The following is a 15,691-nucleotide window of genomic DNA, read 5'->3' as shown; positions in this document are numbered from 1 at the left end:
GTGAATTTCGCTTTTTTGATAGACGTTAGAGTTTGTTGAATAAAATACTTTTTATACCGCAGGCAGCTCAGTCATCGGCCAACGTGGCACACAGCTCACGGCTAGTTCATCAGACTGCCCAGCCTGCAAGCGCTCATAACCTGCATAAGCAATCATCGCCCCATTATCCGTACACAAGGCAGGTGGTGCATAATGCACCGTCGCGTTTATCTTTGCCAGTTCAGCTTCTAAAGTCGTGCGCAAATGCGTATTAGCGCTGACACCACCTGCTATCACCAGTCGGCTCATATCAACTTGCTTGAGTGCTTTGACGCACTTTTTCACCAATGTATCGACCACTGCATGTTGAAAACTGGCAGCAATATCCGCTCGCACTTGTGGATCGCTATCAGAGCTATTACCTGACCCTCCTGATAGTGGCGTGTCTTTGATGAGATTATGCACGGCTGTTTTCATACCACTAAAAGAAAAGTCTAAACCACGATGTAACATCGGTCTGGGCAGATGGTACGCATCAGGGTTACCTGTCTCAGCCAATTTAGCGATATTGGGGCCACCAGGATAAGGCAAGCCTAGCATCTTAGCCGCTTTATCAAAGCACTCACCGGCAGCATCATCTATCGATTCACCTAATATCTCATACTGCCCGACCCCACGTGCAGCGATCAGTAACGTATGTCCACCAGAGACCAGTAACGACACAAAAGGAAACGCAGGAGGGTGTGCACCCATCAGCGGTGCCAGTAGATGCCCTTCCATATGATGAATGCCGATCGCTGGGATATCCAAACCATAAGCCAAACTGCGTCCAAATAATGCGCCCGTCATCAACGCACCAATGAGACCTGGGCCTTTGGTATAAGCAATCGCATCGATCTCGCTTTTTTTCATATCGCACTGCTCTAACAGCTCATTGAGCAAAGGCACTAGTTTGCGAATATGATCGCGACTGGCAAGCTCAGGTACCACGCCGCCATAGAGGGCATGCAGCTCTATTTGTGAATACAGCACTTGCCCAACCAAACCTTGATTGTCATTAGCCATCTGCTCGCTATCAAAAATCGCTAGACCAGTCTCATCACAAGAGGTCTCTAAACCCAACACTTTCATATTTTTGCCTTTATGCTTTTATTTTTATGCTACTTTTGCAATGTTTGTCTTTTTATAGTCAAATCCATATAAATCCGCTACATCGTCATCCTCGCTGACCATACTAATGTATAGCTTGCACTCGATTTCCTTGTATCGAAATTATTTGAACTCCACTATATGCTGGCGCTAAAGCTTGAGTAGCCATAAAAACGGAGGTTTCAATCATTGGATAGACCAAATGACTTAGGGCACGCCCTAGACACAGCTGACTATATTTTTAGCTTTGACATAACAAAGAACGCGCATTAAAAAACCGCCATTGTCAGTCACAATGACGGTTATTTTAGCAAATTTCAATGGCGAATATATTCTATATATAGTATCAGCTGACTGCTTCTATCATATAATCTACAGCAGCATAGACCTGTGCTTCACTTATCTTGTCAGTCACTTGCGCTGGCATATTCTTAAAGCCTTTTGCTGAATGTATATGCAGCGTATCTTTACCTTTGCTAAGACGTGCTGCCCACGCGGCTTTATCACCATATTTTGGTGCATTAAGCAAACCTGCCTCATGACACACTTTACAGTTTGACTCATAGAGCTTAGCACCTGCGTCAGCAGCCAATACTTCAGGCTCAGCAGCCACTTCTGGCTTTGATGCTTCTACTTCTGACTTTTCTGTCGTCACAGTCGACTCAGCAGCGTCTGCTTCAGGTATAGATTCAGGCGCAGCAGTTTCAGATTCAGCCACTTCAGACTCCGCTGTTGGCGTGTCTGCTACAGCAGTACTAGTCGTGGTTTCATTAACAGCCGTAGGAGATTCAGTGTCGGCGTCATCACTGCTACAAGCACTCAATACCAGTAACATACTAATGCTAATGGCGGAGACGGTCAGTTTGCTCATACGCTGTTGTTTATTCATCATAGTCACACCTTTACCTAATATTTCGTGCTAGCAGCTGCGCATTGCCTCAAATTGTGGCGCTAATTTATGGCTTGTTTCTATAGCGTGTTCTCATTTTTATCGATATTTTCAAAATGAGGACACGCGCTAGTAGAAATCACAACAACCATAAAATCAGTACTTACTCCGCTGTGTCAGCGTCCGCAGCTTCCATATCAGTACTATCCGTAGCCGCAGCATCGGTATCAGCCGCTGCATCGGTATCAGTGTCTATACTGTCATCGGTCGTGGCTTCAGTAGCGGCATCTGTGTCGCCTGCTTCGTCTGTTGCCTCTGTACCATCGACTGGAGCGACTGCGGTTTCTGGAAAGTCGAACTCTTCAGCGTCAGGTGCATTTTCACGAGCAAGTGCTGAGGCAGCATCTACGCGATCTTTTGCCAATACTTCATGTGACTCGCCCTCTTCGTGACCACCACAAGCGCTAACACCAAAACTAAAAGCGACAATAAATGCTGTACTCAACGCCGTATTTAATACTGTCTTTTTCATTCAAACATCCTCAATAAAATGCACACAAAACGGTTAATATGCTTACTACTATATGGAAAATATCATAGCATAAACTCCAACCAAACCGTTATAGACAGTAGGGTTTTTATTCATGATAATTTTATGCAAGATATTTATGTATACATCCAATATTCGCTAAAATATATAGTTCACACAACAACCTATCCTTATCTCAACATCACATCATGCAGTTTGCATGATAAATATGGATTAACACACTAAATTTATTGACTTTTTTAATATTATTTATTAAAATACCTGCCCTTGTGCTCATGCGCAATATTATCCTAGTTTGAGCTGATGCCTGTGGTCTTGAGATATCACGGCTAAATACTAATACACAGCCAAACTAATGCCTTTATATCTCATCCTAATCAAGGAGTCTTCATGCCTGCAGTTAAGGTTAAAGAAAACGAACCAGTAGATATCGCTATCCGTCGTTTCAAGCGTGCTTGTGAAAAAGCTGGTGTATTATCAGACGTACGTAAGCGCGAGTTTTATGAAAAACCAACGCAAGTACGTAAGCGTAAAAAAGCAGCTGCCGTAAAGCGTTATAAGAAAAAACTACAACGCGAAACTATTCGTACCACTCGTATGTACTAATCTATATTACGATTAGTTAAATACAAGCGCTACACTAACGCCACTGTTATCAATTGATATCAGTGGCGTTTTTTATGCTACAATTTTTATGATTAACACTTAGCCAATAAGGATAATAACAATGAGCCAAATTAAACAAAACTTATCGGATAGCATCAAATTATCCATGAAAGCTCGTGAGCTTGAGCGTGTTAAAGTATTGCGTAACATACAAGCCGTCATCAAGCAAATCGAGATTGATCGTCAAACAGAACTTGACGATGACCAAGTATTAGAAGTACTACAAAAGCAGCTAAAACAGCGACACGAGTCGCTTGGTATTTTTACCGAAAACAGTCGTGACGACTTAGCAGCCAAAGAGCAGTTTGAAATCAACATCATCAATGAGTTTATGCCAAAACAAATGGATAATGAGGAGCTTACAGCCTTGGTACAAGCAGAAGTCGCTGAGCAAGGTGCAACATCTATGCGTGATATGGGTAGTGTGATGGGTGTGTTAAAGAATAAAACCGCAGGTCGTGCTGATCCAGCTATCATCTCTAAACTGGTAAAAGAAGCACTGCAAAGCAAATAGCTCGTTACCTATTATTGATTAATCGGTATTTTGATACAAATAACCGCCTAAGGCTTAAAGTCTTTGGCGGTTTTTACTGCCTTAATTTCTGCATTGATATTAGCCAAGAGTGGGCGTGCACTATTTGCTTGCGTGGTATTTTGTAGTTTTTCTGCCAGTTGCTTAGCTTGTGTGAGTGATATTAGCGCGCTTTCATAGCGATTACTCCATAGCTGATCCTGACTCCGATAGCGCAACGCATTGATTGTCGCAATATTGGCTAATTGTGGTGATGTAGTCGTTTTTGCTAACTTCTCATTGGCCAGCTGTAAACTCTGCCAAGCATAGCGATCACTTGGCTGCTGCTCTATCAAAGTTTTGAGCAATGCTTGCGCTTTAGCTGGCTGGTTGCTGTTGGTGAGCGCTTCGGCCAAATAAATCCGAAGATCACGACGCTCAGGATAAAGACGATGTTGCCCATCTAAAATCTCAGCGGCTTCTGACCACTTATCTTGTTCTGTCAATACTTGGCTATGAGTAATCGATAACAAAGGCTCCAACCTTTGACGCTGTTCCACTGGCAATGCATTGATTTCACTCAGTACTTTTTCGGCATCTTTAAAACGTTGCTGCTCACCATACCAATTCATCAATGCCAATTTAGCACCAACGCTATTATTGGCAGCAGTGGTCAATGTTGTCTTAGAAGCATGCTTACCCATACTTTGTACACGCCAATAGAGCAGATCAAACAACGCTTGATGACGTTGCTGCTGGCTCAATGATAATGACGGATAGCTCTGCGCGCGACTTTGTGAGTCACTCAAGCGCTCGTTAGTCAATGGATGTGAGAGTATAAAACTTGGTAAGAACTGGTTTTCGGATTGATTCAGCTGACTTTGTTGATTCATGGTCGCAAAAAATCGCGGCATCGCTCTCGGATCATAACCTGCGTGAGTCATGATTTGCATTCCTATCCGATCAGCCTCACGCTCATTGCTGCGACTAAACGCCATGCTACTATTCATCGTCGCTGTTTGGCTACCCATCATCACCGCTGCTGCTGCATCACCATCGACCGCTGACGCTGCTATCGCCGCTAGCATACCTCCTACCTGCATCAGTAATGCTTTTTTGCTGTCATCGACACCACTCTCATAATGATGTTGGCTAAGATGCGCAACTTCATGCGCTATCACACTGGCAAGCTCGTCCATACTTTTGGCTGCCAATATGGTTCCTGTATTGATTCCAATGACACCGCCTGGTGCCGCAAAGGCATTAATACTAGGGCTATCAATAATCACCAAGCCCATTAGTGCTTGTTGCCGCGCTTGAGCATTAAGACGCCACGTCATGTCTTTGAGCGTTTCTTGAATCCAAGGGTCATGCTCCATCTTAATGCTACCATTGACATTTCGTAGCGACCACTCACCAAGCAATTTATTTTGATATTGTTCAGCGAAGCTCAAGCCTTGACCACGCAAGCTAGGTAGACTTAGTGTGTCGGTTTTTGCAGGCTGCCACGAATTATAATTGGTTGACTCTGTTTGATTACTGCTACCACTCCAGTCAATACTATTGGCCGCAGCGGGTATGGCCATCAATAATGCCGCTGCAACTCCTGATGCAAAAGCACTTGATACCGCTATAGACAGCATCGTTTTTTTTCGTCCACAAAAAAGCGACATGAAGCAGAGCACATGTTGGTTTGACTTGTGTATATTCGATGAACGGATGCTGGTACTACCAAACATCGACTGTCTATTAGAGTGATACAAATACTTATCCTATACAAGTGAGTATGAACCATGTTTTGTCGACTATACGAGCTTGTTGATACAAGGTCAATTCTAGTATGTTTTCGACTACCAATAACTAAGCGGTGTGTCACTATCGTGCAACATCATTGTGTGATTCTAACGAACCGAATACGATGTTGATTATATTCAACTGCACTGATACCTTGGCTATTTGCTATAATAGCAACTTAAACAATAGGTTTGGGTTGCTATTGAGCACAAGGCACTCCATAACAAAACCTTAAAATTAACAATATTCTAAAACCAACTATTATTTACCATAAAAATAGTGCCAATTAAAGTATTGGTCTTTATAAAGGTTGTTTTATGTCTGCTGATAGTCAGTCCACCATCCTCCATACACATGACGCTATAAGATTATCAGAAAAAATCTCTAGTGCTGATCAACAAGAGATCAATCAACTTTTAGCCTTATTGAAAGCAGATAACAGTGCTTTAAACCAGAATGCAGAGATAAGACCACTTAGCATTAATATTACTCGCTTCGTCGATGGCCGCGGACTTGCTTGTCCGATGCCGTTATTAAAAACCAAAGTGGCATTACGTGATGTCGCAAATGGTGACTCACTATATGTCGTCGCCACCGATGCCAACTCACAAGCTGATATCACTGCTTTTTGTCGTCAAACTCAGCTGCTATTGATTATTAATAGCGTCACCCACCAACAGACAACTAATAGCATATCATCACAGCGTTTCGATACAATATATCACTTCATCATTACTAAAACTGATAGCAACTAAGTGTCGCTATCCTTTACAATTACAACTATAAATATTTTTATATGACTATTTGCGTCACTATTTAATAAGGTCAAGAATATGGCTAATACTTCTAATGATGCTACAAAAGATGAGGCAGCACCGGTAATAAACGAAGCACGTGATGCAGCGCTAAAAGCTGCCGCACAACGACCACCTTATGATGCGAATGCGCTAGGTGATACCAGTACCCGTGACTTAGTACCTGCGATGCCAACCCATTTATCTGCACCTGGGGTCAATCTCGGTGCTTATATCAATACCGTCCATCAAATTCCTATTTTGACACCAGTACAAGAGCAAGAGCTAGCGCATCGCTACTATGATGACGGTGATGTGGAAGCAGCACGATTACTTGTGATGTCACATCTACGCTTTGTGATTCACATTGCGCGCAGTTACTCCGGTTATGGCTTACCACAAGCCGACTTGATTCAAGAAGGCAACCTAGGTCTAATGAAAGCCGTAAAACGCTTTGACCCCAACAAAGGCGTACGTTTGGTATCCTTTGCTGTACATTGGATTAAGGCGGAGATTCATGAATTTGTGATTCGAAACTGGCGGATCGTAAAAGTTGCGACCACCAAAGCACATCGCAAACTGTTCTTTAATTTGCGTAGTCTCAAAAAGACCAACAATCAGCTGACTCTAGAAGAAGCTGATGCTATTGCAAAAGATCTCAATGTCACGCGTAAACAAGTACTAGAGATGGAGTCACGGCTCACATCTTATGATGCATCATTTGAAGCGCAATCTAGTGATGATGACGATGGACGTTATGCACCGCAGCTATTTTTAGAAGATGGCATCGATCCTGCTGAGCAGTTAGAAGAATCAGACTGGGAAGAGAATAACTCCTCTGCCTTAATCGCAGCGATGGATACTCTCGATGACCGTTCTCGCGATATCGTCGAACAGCGCTGGCTCTCTGAGCAAAAATCTACCTTGCATGAGCTAGCAGCCGTCTACTCTATCTCTGCAGAGCGTGTCCGCCAAATCGAAAAAAATGCCATGGATAAGATTCGCGATGCAATGACCATTGATAGCGTCATCTTGCCAGATGACATTCAATAACAGCTGCCTTTTAGTCGTGATAGCTTTTAGATAAGATGAATTCAACATGCTAAATTGGATAGGTATTGCAGCGATCAATATGGCTGTCGCCGTCGCCCTAGGTGCATTCGGCGCGCATGGCCTCAAAAACATTGCCAGTGCTCAACAGCTAGAATGGTGGCACACGGCGACCTTATATTTATTTATCCATACACTTGGATTGCTGCTGGTTGGTCTGCTGATTCGTCTCAAATACATCACTCAGACAACGGCATGGCTACTACAGATCGGTATTATCATATTTTCGGGCAGTCTTTATGCAATGACACTTGGGGCGCCACTGTGGTTCGGAGCTATTACACCTATCGGTGGTGTATTAATGATTATCGGTTGGCTATGGCTAGCACTATCAGCATTCAAAATACATGATTCAGCAGCCAAATAGACACTCATATAAAATAGATAACAGACAATGTGAAGAATCATTATGCTGATAGCAGTAATACGAAACCATTAAGGAGTGTTTTTTATGAGTACCATTAGTGTCAATGGTAAGACATTGCAAACTACCCACCAGACTGTGCAATTGGTTATCAATGAACTTGGACTTAGCCAAGGGCGTTATGCGGTAGAAATCGACGGTGAGCTTATCCCCAAAAGTGAGCTTGGTCATCTACGTATCGTGGAAGGAATGGACATCGAGGTAGTACAAGCCGTTGGTGGCGGCTAGTCATTATAACAAGCTCAGTATAAATACTTGATAATAGAAAAGGCCTCAAACGTATCATACGTTGAGGCCTTTTTCCTTTTTTGTATTATCATGCCAATTTAGTAGAATCAAGTTTTAACTATATGGGCCAGATGTCCTCTTTATTATCTTACCTGTTGTTATTGAATCAGCCAATACTCGTTAAATCTGAAAAACACTAACACTCAGTACTAAAACTCATTGCATTATACTGCAGGTACCACGTCGGCAGCTGTGAGATCGTCATAGCGGTCGTCACGTCCAGCACCCTGAGTCTTTTTACGATCTTGGCGGGTTTTATATTTACGTACTTGTCTATCAAGTTTGTCTGCCATGTCATTAATGGCTTTATACATATCATCTTCACACGATTGGACAAACATTTCTTGACCTGAGACTCTCATTATCGCTTCAGCTTTATGGCTTTTTTTACCACCATCGCTAGAACCATTGTTATCCAACGATAATATCACTTTAATACTTTGTATCTGATCAAAGTGTCGTTCTACTTTCTCAAGCTTTTCACGCACCGCTTTATCCATAGCTTCGGTAACACTGATATGGTGACCACTGATAGAAACATTCATATTATTGTCCTTTTGTTTGTACTAACAATCAACAGATGAAATAGCATTCCTGCCTTTATCACCCTGCTTTACCAACCGCTAATCTATCGCCTTTGATAGTCAATGCATGTAATCAAATGCTAATGTATCCTTTCATCATCTCTCTGATTGCTGCTATAAATAGGCTAAATCGATATTTAGATTTCGTTGTTGGTATGACTCTAATTTGTCATGAAAATTGAATAGTAGCAAGACACTATATTGTAATTAAATGTAATAAAACCTGTTGTTTCTATCATGTTTCTATATAATCAAAAAATTTTATTTTTTATATTTGAATTAAGCCATAAAAGACCATTGTATGACATTACTCACAACTTTTTGAATAACATCACTTAAAGTGTGCTGAGCATTCATAAATAGGTACTATCAGTGCTATTGTCAAACATACAACACGCCTTAATATTTTTGTTTGCGCTGGGTAGATGAACCAATATTCATCGCTTCACGATATTTAGCCACTGTTCTTCTAGCGATATCGATACCCTCCGCTAATAAACTGTCCTTGATACGACTGTCTGATAATGGCTTTTTCGGATTTTCATCGGCTATAAGCTGCTTAATCATGGCGCTAATAGCCGTTGAAGATATGTCACCGTCATTACTACTGACATGTGATGAGAAGAAGTGTTTTAGTGAAAACAATCCTTGTGGTGTCAAAATTGTTTTGCTAGTAGTTAGACGCGATACCGTAGATTCATGCAAATCAACTTCTTCTGCGATAACCTTTAGTATCAGCGGTTGCATTGCCGTAGCACCATGTAACAGAAACTCTTGCTGATAACGGACAATACTGGTTGCCACTTTTAGCAAGTTCTGATTACGCTCTTCGATACTACGAATGAACAAACGCGCATCAGTGAGGTTTTCGCGTAAATATTGATTATCAGGACTGTCGTCACCACGCTTAACTAAATTGGCGTATTCTTGATTGACCCGTAACTTTGGCAATGTGTCGGGGTTGAGACGCACATACCAAGCATCATCCTGTACATCAGATTCTAAATTATTATCACTCGTTTGATGACGAACAGGTGTAACCAATACATCAGGAATGTCGTAGCTGTCTGTTTCACGCACATAATCTGGTTGACTACTCTGAAACAATAAGCCTGGCGAAGGGTTTAAGCTGCGTAATAGATTTAATGCAGGTGTGATTTTTTCAGCCGCGAGCCCTGTCTGCTCAGTAAGTGCTTTGATATTATTACTGACTAAATGATCACTAGCTGATAATAGCGCTTGGGCTTCTATTAAATATTCTGTATCGGTATTAAGCTTGGATAACTGAATAGCGAGACATTCACTCAAACTTCGTGCACCAACACCCAGCGGGTCACAAGATTGAATAATGCGTAATACGGCCATTATTTCATCTTTCTCAACACACTCATCCCATTGATAAAAGCTTGCCATGGTATCTAAACTTTGTAGAAACTCATCAACATCTAGCCGAATAAACCCCATATCATCCATAGAATCTATTAGATACGTAGCGATCACCATATCCGCTTCTGAAAGGTGTTTAAAATTTAGCTGCCAACGCACATGATCTTGGATAGTGGCAGACGTACCACCTTGATAGCTATCAAAGTCTTCATCGCTTTTGTTACCCGTATTGGTAGCCACTGATGCATGATTACCACTATCAGCGCTATTAAAACTACTGTAATCATCGCTATCCATAGTATGATTGTCTACCGCACCATCATCGATATTTACTTGCTGTAGTTTATCAAAGCTATCACTAAACCCCTCATCATACTCAGAGTTAGCAGTCGATGAATCAGCATCCGAATTTTGATTCCAGCTATCTAACGTCAATGGCTCATTCAGCTCATCGATAGTATCATCGCCACTATGATCGTACTCATCTTCATCATCTTCGACACGTTCAAGCAATGGATTACTATCCAGCTTGGCCTGAACCTCTTGTGCGAGCTCAAGACTAGAGAGCTGCAGCAATTTAATAGCTTGCTGCATCTGAGGGGTTAGTTTCTGTGAGGTACTCAGCGTGGTTGCCAATCCAAACGACATACTCATGGGCGGCTTATTACACTCCGATAGTAAAATATTATTCTATATATATTTGGTTAAACGAGTAGTTTAACGTTATTAGGACATGACGATAGCATTTTTTGATGCAATCTTGCTATGATAATTTATACTCTGTTCAGATACATTTATTACTTTTCTGTCATAAAACTATGTAAATCTTAGCATTTCAGCATAAATTACTAAATAATTGATATGAAAACTGTGCGTCTAACTGGAGCATGCTTTTAACCCAAGCAATAATCATTTAACTGAGCTGAAATGAGAAAAATGGTAGATTAACAAAGAAAAGCCTACTGTGAATATGAATATATTGGCAATTTTAGCCCATCTACAGTTTATTCTTTAGATTGAGGACAAGCTCTAGGTATGATGAATAATATCAGGGTCTGTTAAATATTAAATTTGAATAAACAAGTCTCAAAACTCACTGAGAACACTACTATGAATAGCAAAACAAACAATCCATTGCTAACCGCTGCCATTCAGATGAATAGCCAGCAAAATATTGAAAAAAACCTCAATGATATCAAAGCTGCCATTATCGAAGCACGTGCGCAAGGTGCTCAACTTGTTGTTCTACCAGAAAACTGCTGTAGTATGGGACAGCAGTTTTCTACCGCAGAGCGTTTCGATGAACTATCAGCAACCATCGCTGGATATGCGCACACTTACGGTATGTATGTATTGGTAGGCTCACTACCTTGCCTTTATCGTCCAGATGGCATGATCGTACCAGATGGTAGATTGCGCCAAGTCAGTCAACTGTTTGCTCCTGACGGTAAGCAAGTGGCGCGTTATGACAAGATTCATTTATTCACAGCAACCGTGGCAGATAAGCAAGGCAGCTATAATGAAGCCGCAACTTTTGAGCCAGGCACACAAACAGTGACTGTACCGCTCGAAGCAAACAATGAAATTTACCATCTAGGCATGATGGTGTGCTTTGATTTACGTTTTCCAGCATTGGCGCAACGTCTAAGGCAAGCAGGTGCAGATATATTGAGCGCGCCTGCCGCATTTACTTATCTAACAGGCCAGGCGCATTGGTCTTTATTGTTGCGGGCACGTGCTCTAGACAGCCAATGCATGGTCATCGGTGCGGCACAGGGCGGTGATCATGTTTATAAAAATGGGGATATTCGCCAAACGTGGGGGCATAGTACGATTGCTGCTTACGATGGTACCATCATAAACAGCTACGATGACAGCGAGCTGAATGATACCGCTAATAACGAAGAAAAACAGCATTATGCTTTGGTATTGGCATCACTAGACAAACCAACACAACTGCAAGGGCGACAAAAAATGCCCATCTTTGACTGCCATCGTTTGGCGTAACCGATACTTAGCTCGAGTTTGAATCACTGTCATTTTGCACATGAGTAGCTCGGGGATGAGCGCGATCGTAGACCTGTGTCAGTTTAGCAAAATCAACATGGGTATAAATTTGCGTGGTGCTGATATCACTATGACCGAGCATTTCCTGTACCGCTCGCAAGTCGCCACTACCTGATAGCATATGTGAGGCAAAGCAATGTCGCAACAAATGCGGATACATATTTTGAGCAATACCTGCCCGTGTTGCAGCTACCTTTAATCGTTGCTGCACCGCTCGCGTTGACAAACGTGTGCCTAACTTTTCGCTGATAAACAAAGCTGTGTCCATCTGCTCGACCCACAGATTACGATGCGGCAGATAGCGCGTTATAGCCTCTGCAGCCTTTATACCTAAAGGTACTAAGCGTGTTTTGTTACCTTTACCTGTCACACGTACCCGTAACTCTGACAGGTCCACATCGGCCATATCTAGCGCAACCAGCTCACCAACACGCAAGCCACTACTGTAAAGCAGCTCAAACATGGCTTTATCACGTAACCATAAACGCGCTTGTTCCGGAGAATCTGGTATCTCTTGATCAAGTAATTGAGTGAGTAAGTCCACATCAGCGATAGACGGTAGCGGTCGAGGGCTACGTTTCAGCTGATAGCCTGTCGTTGGATTGATACGTGCCAGTCCCTCTTCAATCAACCAACCATAAAAATGGCGAATAGCTGATAACTCTTGCTGCACACTGGCAAGCGCAAGCTTATCTTCATCGAGGCGTTGGCTGATATGTTGGGCTAATTGGCGCTTATCACAACGCGTCCACGTCAAGCACTTACCTCGCAAAAATAGCGCCAGTTGGTTTAATCCAGAAAAATAAGCCGTTAAAGTATGCCGCGAGTGATTACGCACTGATAAAGTGTTTAGCCAACGATGCACATCTGACAACAACTCCCTTAACGCGGCATCTGCTTCTATAGTGGCTGCTTGTGTATCTGACAACCATGCTTCTGACTCTGATACAGGCAGGCGCTGACTATTTTTGTTTGACATAGCTCTATTAGAGACGACCATCGTATGTACCTAGCAGTTAATATGAGCCGCTTATCGTTGTGCATGAACCAAAATTCCATTAGCCTTCTGAATTAGGTTTGATACCTGCTTGTGCCATTAATCCATCTGGACTAAAGACACCTTCATAGACAAAGGCCGTTGGGCCAGTCATCATGACTGAATAACCTGGCTGCCATTTGATAATCATACTGCCACCATAGAGCTGTGCGCGTACTTCTTCCCCTTCATCCAACCAGCCTTCACGTATACCAACAGCCACTGCAGCACAAGCGCCTGTACCGCAAGCTTGGGTTTCACCGACGCCGCGCTCATAAACTCGCAGGCGAATATGACGCTGATTCATAATCTGCATAAAGCCGACGTTTACATGATCTGGAAAAGCCGGATGTGACTCAATGGCTTTGCCCAAGGTTTCGACCTCAGCATCAAGCACATCATCGACCTTGATAACCGCATGAGGATTACCCATATTGGCAACATAGAGCTGTACAGGTGTGCCATTTACATCTAGGTGGTAGGCGTTTTGGATTTTGGTAGTGGCTCTCGGGCTAAATGGAATCTCATCCGGCTCAAATTTGGGCTTGCCCATATCGACCTCTACCCAACCATAACGATCTGTAGTCAGCGTGATAATACCGCTAGCAGTCTCAACACGTAGACGCTGTTTAAATGACAGTTTACGTGCTTGGACAAAACGAGCAAAACATCGTGCACCATTACCACACTGCTCAACCTCTGTACCATCAGTATTAAAAATACGATAACTAAAATCAACATCCGGACGCATAGGTGGCTCAACGACTAGCAGCTGGTCAAAGCCAATACCTAAATGACGATCTCCCAATAACTGTACCAAATCCTTGGTTAATTCTAAGCGCTGGGTCACCAAATCGATGACCATAAAATCATTGCCTAGACCATGCATCTTAGTAAATTCTATTAGCATACCTTTGATATCCTATCCTATTTTTATGTATGGCTTATATTAGCACGCTGTCAGATACATTCATAACTATCACTGCTATCAAATTTTGTCATAAAAAAACCCATTGTTATTTCAATAATGGGTTTTCTGTCGCAACTAAGACCTAATGAACGCTAGGTAAGTCTATTAAGACTGCCACAACGTTTCATTTTCATATAGTGACTCAATCGTTTCACGCTGACGAATCAGTTGATGACGATTATCAGCTACCATCACTTCGCTAGCACGGGGACGCGAATTATAGTTGCTACTCATGGTAAAGCCATAAGCACCAGCGCCTGTAACTGCTAACGTATCTCCTACTGCCAATGACAATAAACGATCTTTTGCTAAGAAATCACCCGTTTCACAAATCGCGCCAACCATATCCCATGGCTGTGTACCAGCAGTATCGATACCGTCGCTAGGCAAGACGCCTGGAATCACTGCCATCTCTGCCTGATACAATGCTGGACGAATCAAGTCATTCATCGCCGCATCAACGATAGCAAAGTTTTTATGTTCGGTTGGCTTTAGCACATCAACTCGAGTCAATAGCACTCCTGCATTGGCCACGATACTGCGGCCCGGCTCAAAGAATACCGTTAAACCAAGCTCGCTTAGCTTTGGTAATAACGCAGCAGCAAACTCATCCATAGATACGGGCGTCTCATCGATATAGCGCACGCCAAGACCGCCACCCAAATCGATATGACGTAGCTCAATACCTTTCTCACGTAGGCTATGTACCAGCTCAATCACTTTGTCCAATGCCGCCACGAATGGCTCTACTTCCGTCAGTTGCGAGCCAATATGACAGTCGATACCGACAATATCGATATGTGACAATGTCGCAGCTTGCTCATAGACAGCCACTGCATCTTCGTGTGCGATACCAAATTTATTGTCTTTTAAACCCGTTGAAATATAAGGATGGGTCTTGGCATCTACGTTTGGATTTACCCGTAGTGAAATCGGCGCTGGTTTATCAAGCTGCTGTGCTACCTCATTAATTAAAGAAAGCTCACTAATGGACTCAACGTTGAAACAACCAATACCTTGATTCAGTGCATATTCAATATCATCACACGTCTTACCAACACCTGAGAATACAACGCGGGCAGCATCCCCACCTGCCGCCAATACTCGCATTAACTCACCACGTGAGACAATATCAAACCCTGCTCCTGCTTGCGCAAGCACTCCAAGCACCGCAAGGTTAGAATTCGCTTTGACAGCGTAGCAAACCTGGTGCGGCAAGCTAGAAAAGCTATCAGTATAAGCCTGATAAACATCCAATATCGCCTGTTTTGAATAAACATAACATGGCGTGCCATAATGCTTGACTACGTCATCAACATTAACCTGCTCCATATGTAATCGACCGTTATGGTAATGCAGTGCTGGCAAATGAGCAGTTAAGGCTTCAGGATTGATATATAAACCCTGTTCTGTTTGGGTGGTTATTGTCGTCATTATAGTTATGTCTCTCATTCAATCAGATAAAATTTGTCAGAATTTTTGGGCAAAATCCAC

The 15,691-nt window shown here is 42.6% G+C and carries 16 protein-coding genes; 7 read left to right on the top strand and 9 right to left on the bottom strand.

The genetic code is table 11. The features are described from left to right. Window positions 1-51 precede the first annotated feature (51 nt). The 3 genes from tsaD to ACT3RN_RS09875 all read right to left on the bottom strand — a co-directional run bounded on the left by tsaD (window position 52) and on the right by ACT3RN_RS09875 (window position 2,549). Entirely contained in the window at window positions 52-1,110 is a 1,059-nt protein-coding gene (gene tsaD, locus ACT3RN_RS09885) for a tRNA (adenosine(37)-N6)-threonylcarbamoyltransferase complex transferase subunit TsaD (protein WP_192518171.1), read from the bottom strand. 364 nt (window positions 1,111-1,474) lie between these two features. Continuing rightward, window positions 1,475-2,020, bottom strand: a complete 546-nt coding sequence (locus ACT3RN_RS09880) for a c-type cytochrome (protein WP_192519802.1) — start codon at window positions 2,018-2,020, stop codon at window positions 1,475-1,477. Between the two features lie 160 nt (window positions 2,021-2,180). After that, complete coding sequence (locus ACT3RN_RS09875) at window positions 2,181-2,549, bottom strand: hypothetical protein (protein WP_192519801.1); 369 nt, start codon at window positions 2,547-2,549, stop codon at window positions 2,181-2,183. Between the two features lie 408 nt (window positions 2,550-2,957). On the opposite strand from ACT3RN_RS09875, the gene rpsU reads away from it, so the two are divergent. Both rpsU and ACT3RN_RS09865 read left to right on the top strand, forming a co-directional pair. Then, window positions 2,958-3,173, top strand: a complete 216-nt coding sequence (gene rpsU / locus ACT3RN_RS09870) for a 30S ribosomal protein S21 (protein ID WP_010195908.1) — start codon at window positions 2,958-2,960, stop codon at window positions 3,171-3,173. Between the two features lie 121 nt (window positions 3,174-3,294). After that, window positions 3,295-3,747, top strand: a complete 453-nt coding sequence (locus ACT3RN_RS09865; protein ID WP_192519800.1) for a GatB/YqeY domain-containing protein — start codon at window positions 3,295-3,297, stop codon at window positions 3,745-3,747. A 47-nt stretch (window positions 3,748-3,794) separates the two neighbouring features. On the opposite strand, the gene ACT3RN_RS09860 is transcribed toward ACT3RN_RS09865, so the two are convergent. After that, the gene (locus ACT3RN_RS09860) at window positions 3,795-5,507 is read right to left on the bottom strand and encodes a M48 family metalloprotease (protein WP_225739216.1); all 1,713 of its coding nucleotides are present in this window, start codon (window positions 5,505-5,507) and stop codon (window positions 3,795-3,797) included. Window positions 5,508-5,855: 348 nt separating this feature from the next. Here ACT3RN_RS09860 and ACT3RN_RS09855 point away from each other — a divergent pair, with 348 nt between their 5' ends. From ACT3RN_RS09855 to thiS, 4 genes are all read left to right on the top strand, one after another. Then, complete coding sequence (locus tag ACT3RN_RS09855; RefSeq protein ID WP_192519799.1) at window positions 5,856-6,293, top strand: sulfurtransferase TusA family protein; 438 nt, start codon at window positions 5,856-5,858, stop codon at window positions 6,291-6,293. Between the two features lie 228 nt (window positions 6,294-6,521). Beyond that, entirely contained in the window at window positions 6,522-7,385 is an 864-nt protein-coding gene (rpoH, locus tag ACT3RN_RS09850; protein WP_225739217.1) for an RNA polymerase sigma factor RpoH, read from the top strand. Window positions 7,386-7,431: 46 nt separating this feature from the next. Then, window positions 7,432-7,809 (top strand): DUF423 domain-containing protein, encoded by a 378-nt coding sequence (locus tag ACT3RN_RS09845; protein WP_192519797.1) that lies wholly within the window; start codon window positions 7,432-7,434, stop codon window positions 7,807-7,809. 84 nt (window positions 7,810-7,893) lie between these two features. Continuing rightward, window positions 7,894-8,094 (top strand): sulfur carrier protein ThiS, encoded by a 201-nt coding sequence (thiS, locus tag ACT3RN_RS09840; protein ID WP_192519796.1) that lies wholly within the window; start codon window positions 7,894-7,896, stop codon window positions 8,092-8,094. A 224-nt stretch (window positions 8,095-8,318) separates the two neighbouring features. On the opposite strand, the gene hpf is transcribed toward thiS, so the two are convergent. Both hpf and rpoN read right to left on the bottom strand, forming a co-directional pair. Further along, window positions 8,319-8,699 carry a ribosome hibernation-promoting factor, HPF/YfiA family gene (gene hpf / locus ACT3RN_RS09835; RefSeq protein WP_192519795.1) on the bottom strand — a complete coding sequence of 127 codons (381 nt, stop codon included), beginning with the start codon at window positions 8,697-8,699 and terminating at the stop codon, window positions 8,319-8,321. A 438-nt stretch (window positions 8,700-9,137) separates the two neighbouring features. After that, window positions 9,138-10,778: an RNA polymerase factor sigma-54 gene (gene rpoN, locus ACT3RN_RS09830; RefSeq protein WP_192519794.1), complete on the bottom strand. Its 1,641-nt coding sequence runs from the start codon at window positions 10,776-10,778 to the stop codon at window positions 9,138-9,140. A gap of 456 nt (window positions 10,779-11,234) precedes the next feature. Here rpoN and ACT3RN_RS09825 point away from each other — a divergent pair, with 456 nt between their 5' ends. Next, on the top strand, window positions 11,235-12,131 hold the full coding sequence (locus tag ACT3RN_RS09825; RefSeq protein WP_192519793.1) for a nitrilase-related carbon-nitrogen hydrolase: 897 nt from the start codon (window positions 11,235-11,237) through the stop codon (window positions 12,129-12,131). A gap of 7 nt (window positions 12,132-12,138) precedes the next feature. On the opposite strand, the gene ACT3RN_RS09820 is transcribed toward ACT3RN_RS09825, so the two are convergent. The 3 genes from ACT3RN_RS09820 to lysA form a co-directional block, all read right to left on the bottom strand. Beyond that, window positions 12,139-13,170, bottom strand: a complete 1,032-nt coding sequence (locus ACT3RN_RS09820) for a tyrosine recombinase XerC (RefSeq protein WP_413038456.1) — start codon at window positions 13,168-13,170, stop codon at window positions 12,139-12,141. A 79-nt stretch (window positions 13,171-13,249) separates the two neighbouring features. After that, window positions 13,250-14,137 carry a diaminopimelate epimerase gene (dapF, locus tag ACT3RN_RS09815; RefSeq protein WP_192519791.1) on the bottom strand — a complete coding sequence of 296 codons (888 nt, stop codon included), beginning with the start codon at window positions 14,135-14,137 and terminating at the stop codon, window positions 13,250-13,252. Between the two features lie 165 nt (window positions 14,138-14,302). Continuing rightward, complete coding sequence (lysA, locus tag ACT3RN_RS09810; RefSeq protein WP_225739215.1) at window positions 14,303-15,631, bottom strand: diaminopimelate decarboxylase; 1,329 nt, start codon at window positions 15,629-15,631, stop codon at window positions 14,303-14,305. Window positions 15,632-15,691: the final 60 nt, after the last annotated feature.

Source organism: Psychrobacter sp. AOP5-GZ1-6 (assembly GCF_052376345.1).
In the GTDB taxonomy this organism is placed as follows: domain Bacteria; phylum Pseudomonadota; class Gammaproteobacteria; order Pseudomonadales; family Moraxellaceae; genus Psychrobacter.
The sequence above is the reverse complement of the archived record's forward strand: the minus strand, read 5'-3'. Positions and strand labels throughout refer to the sequence as shown.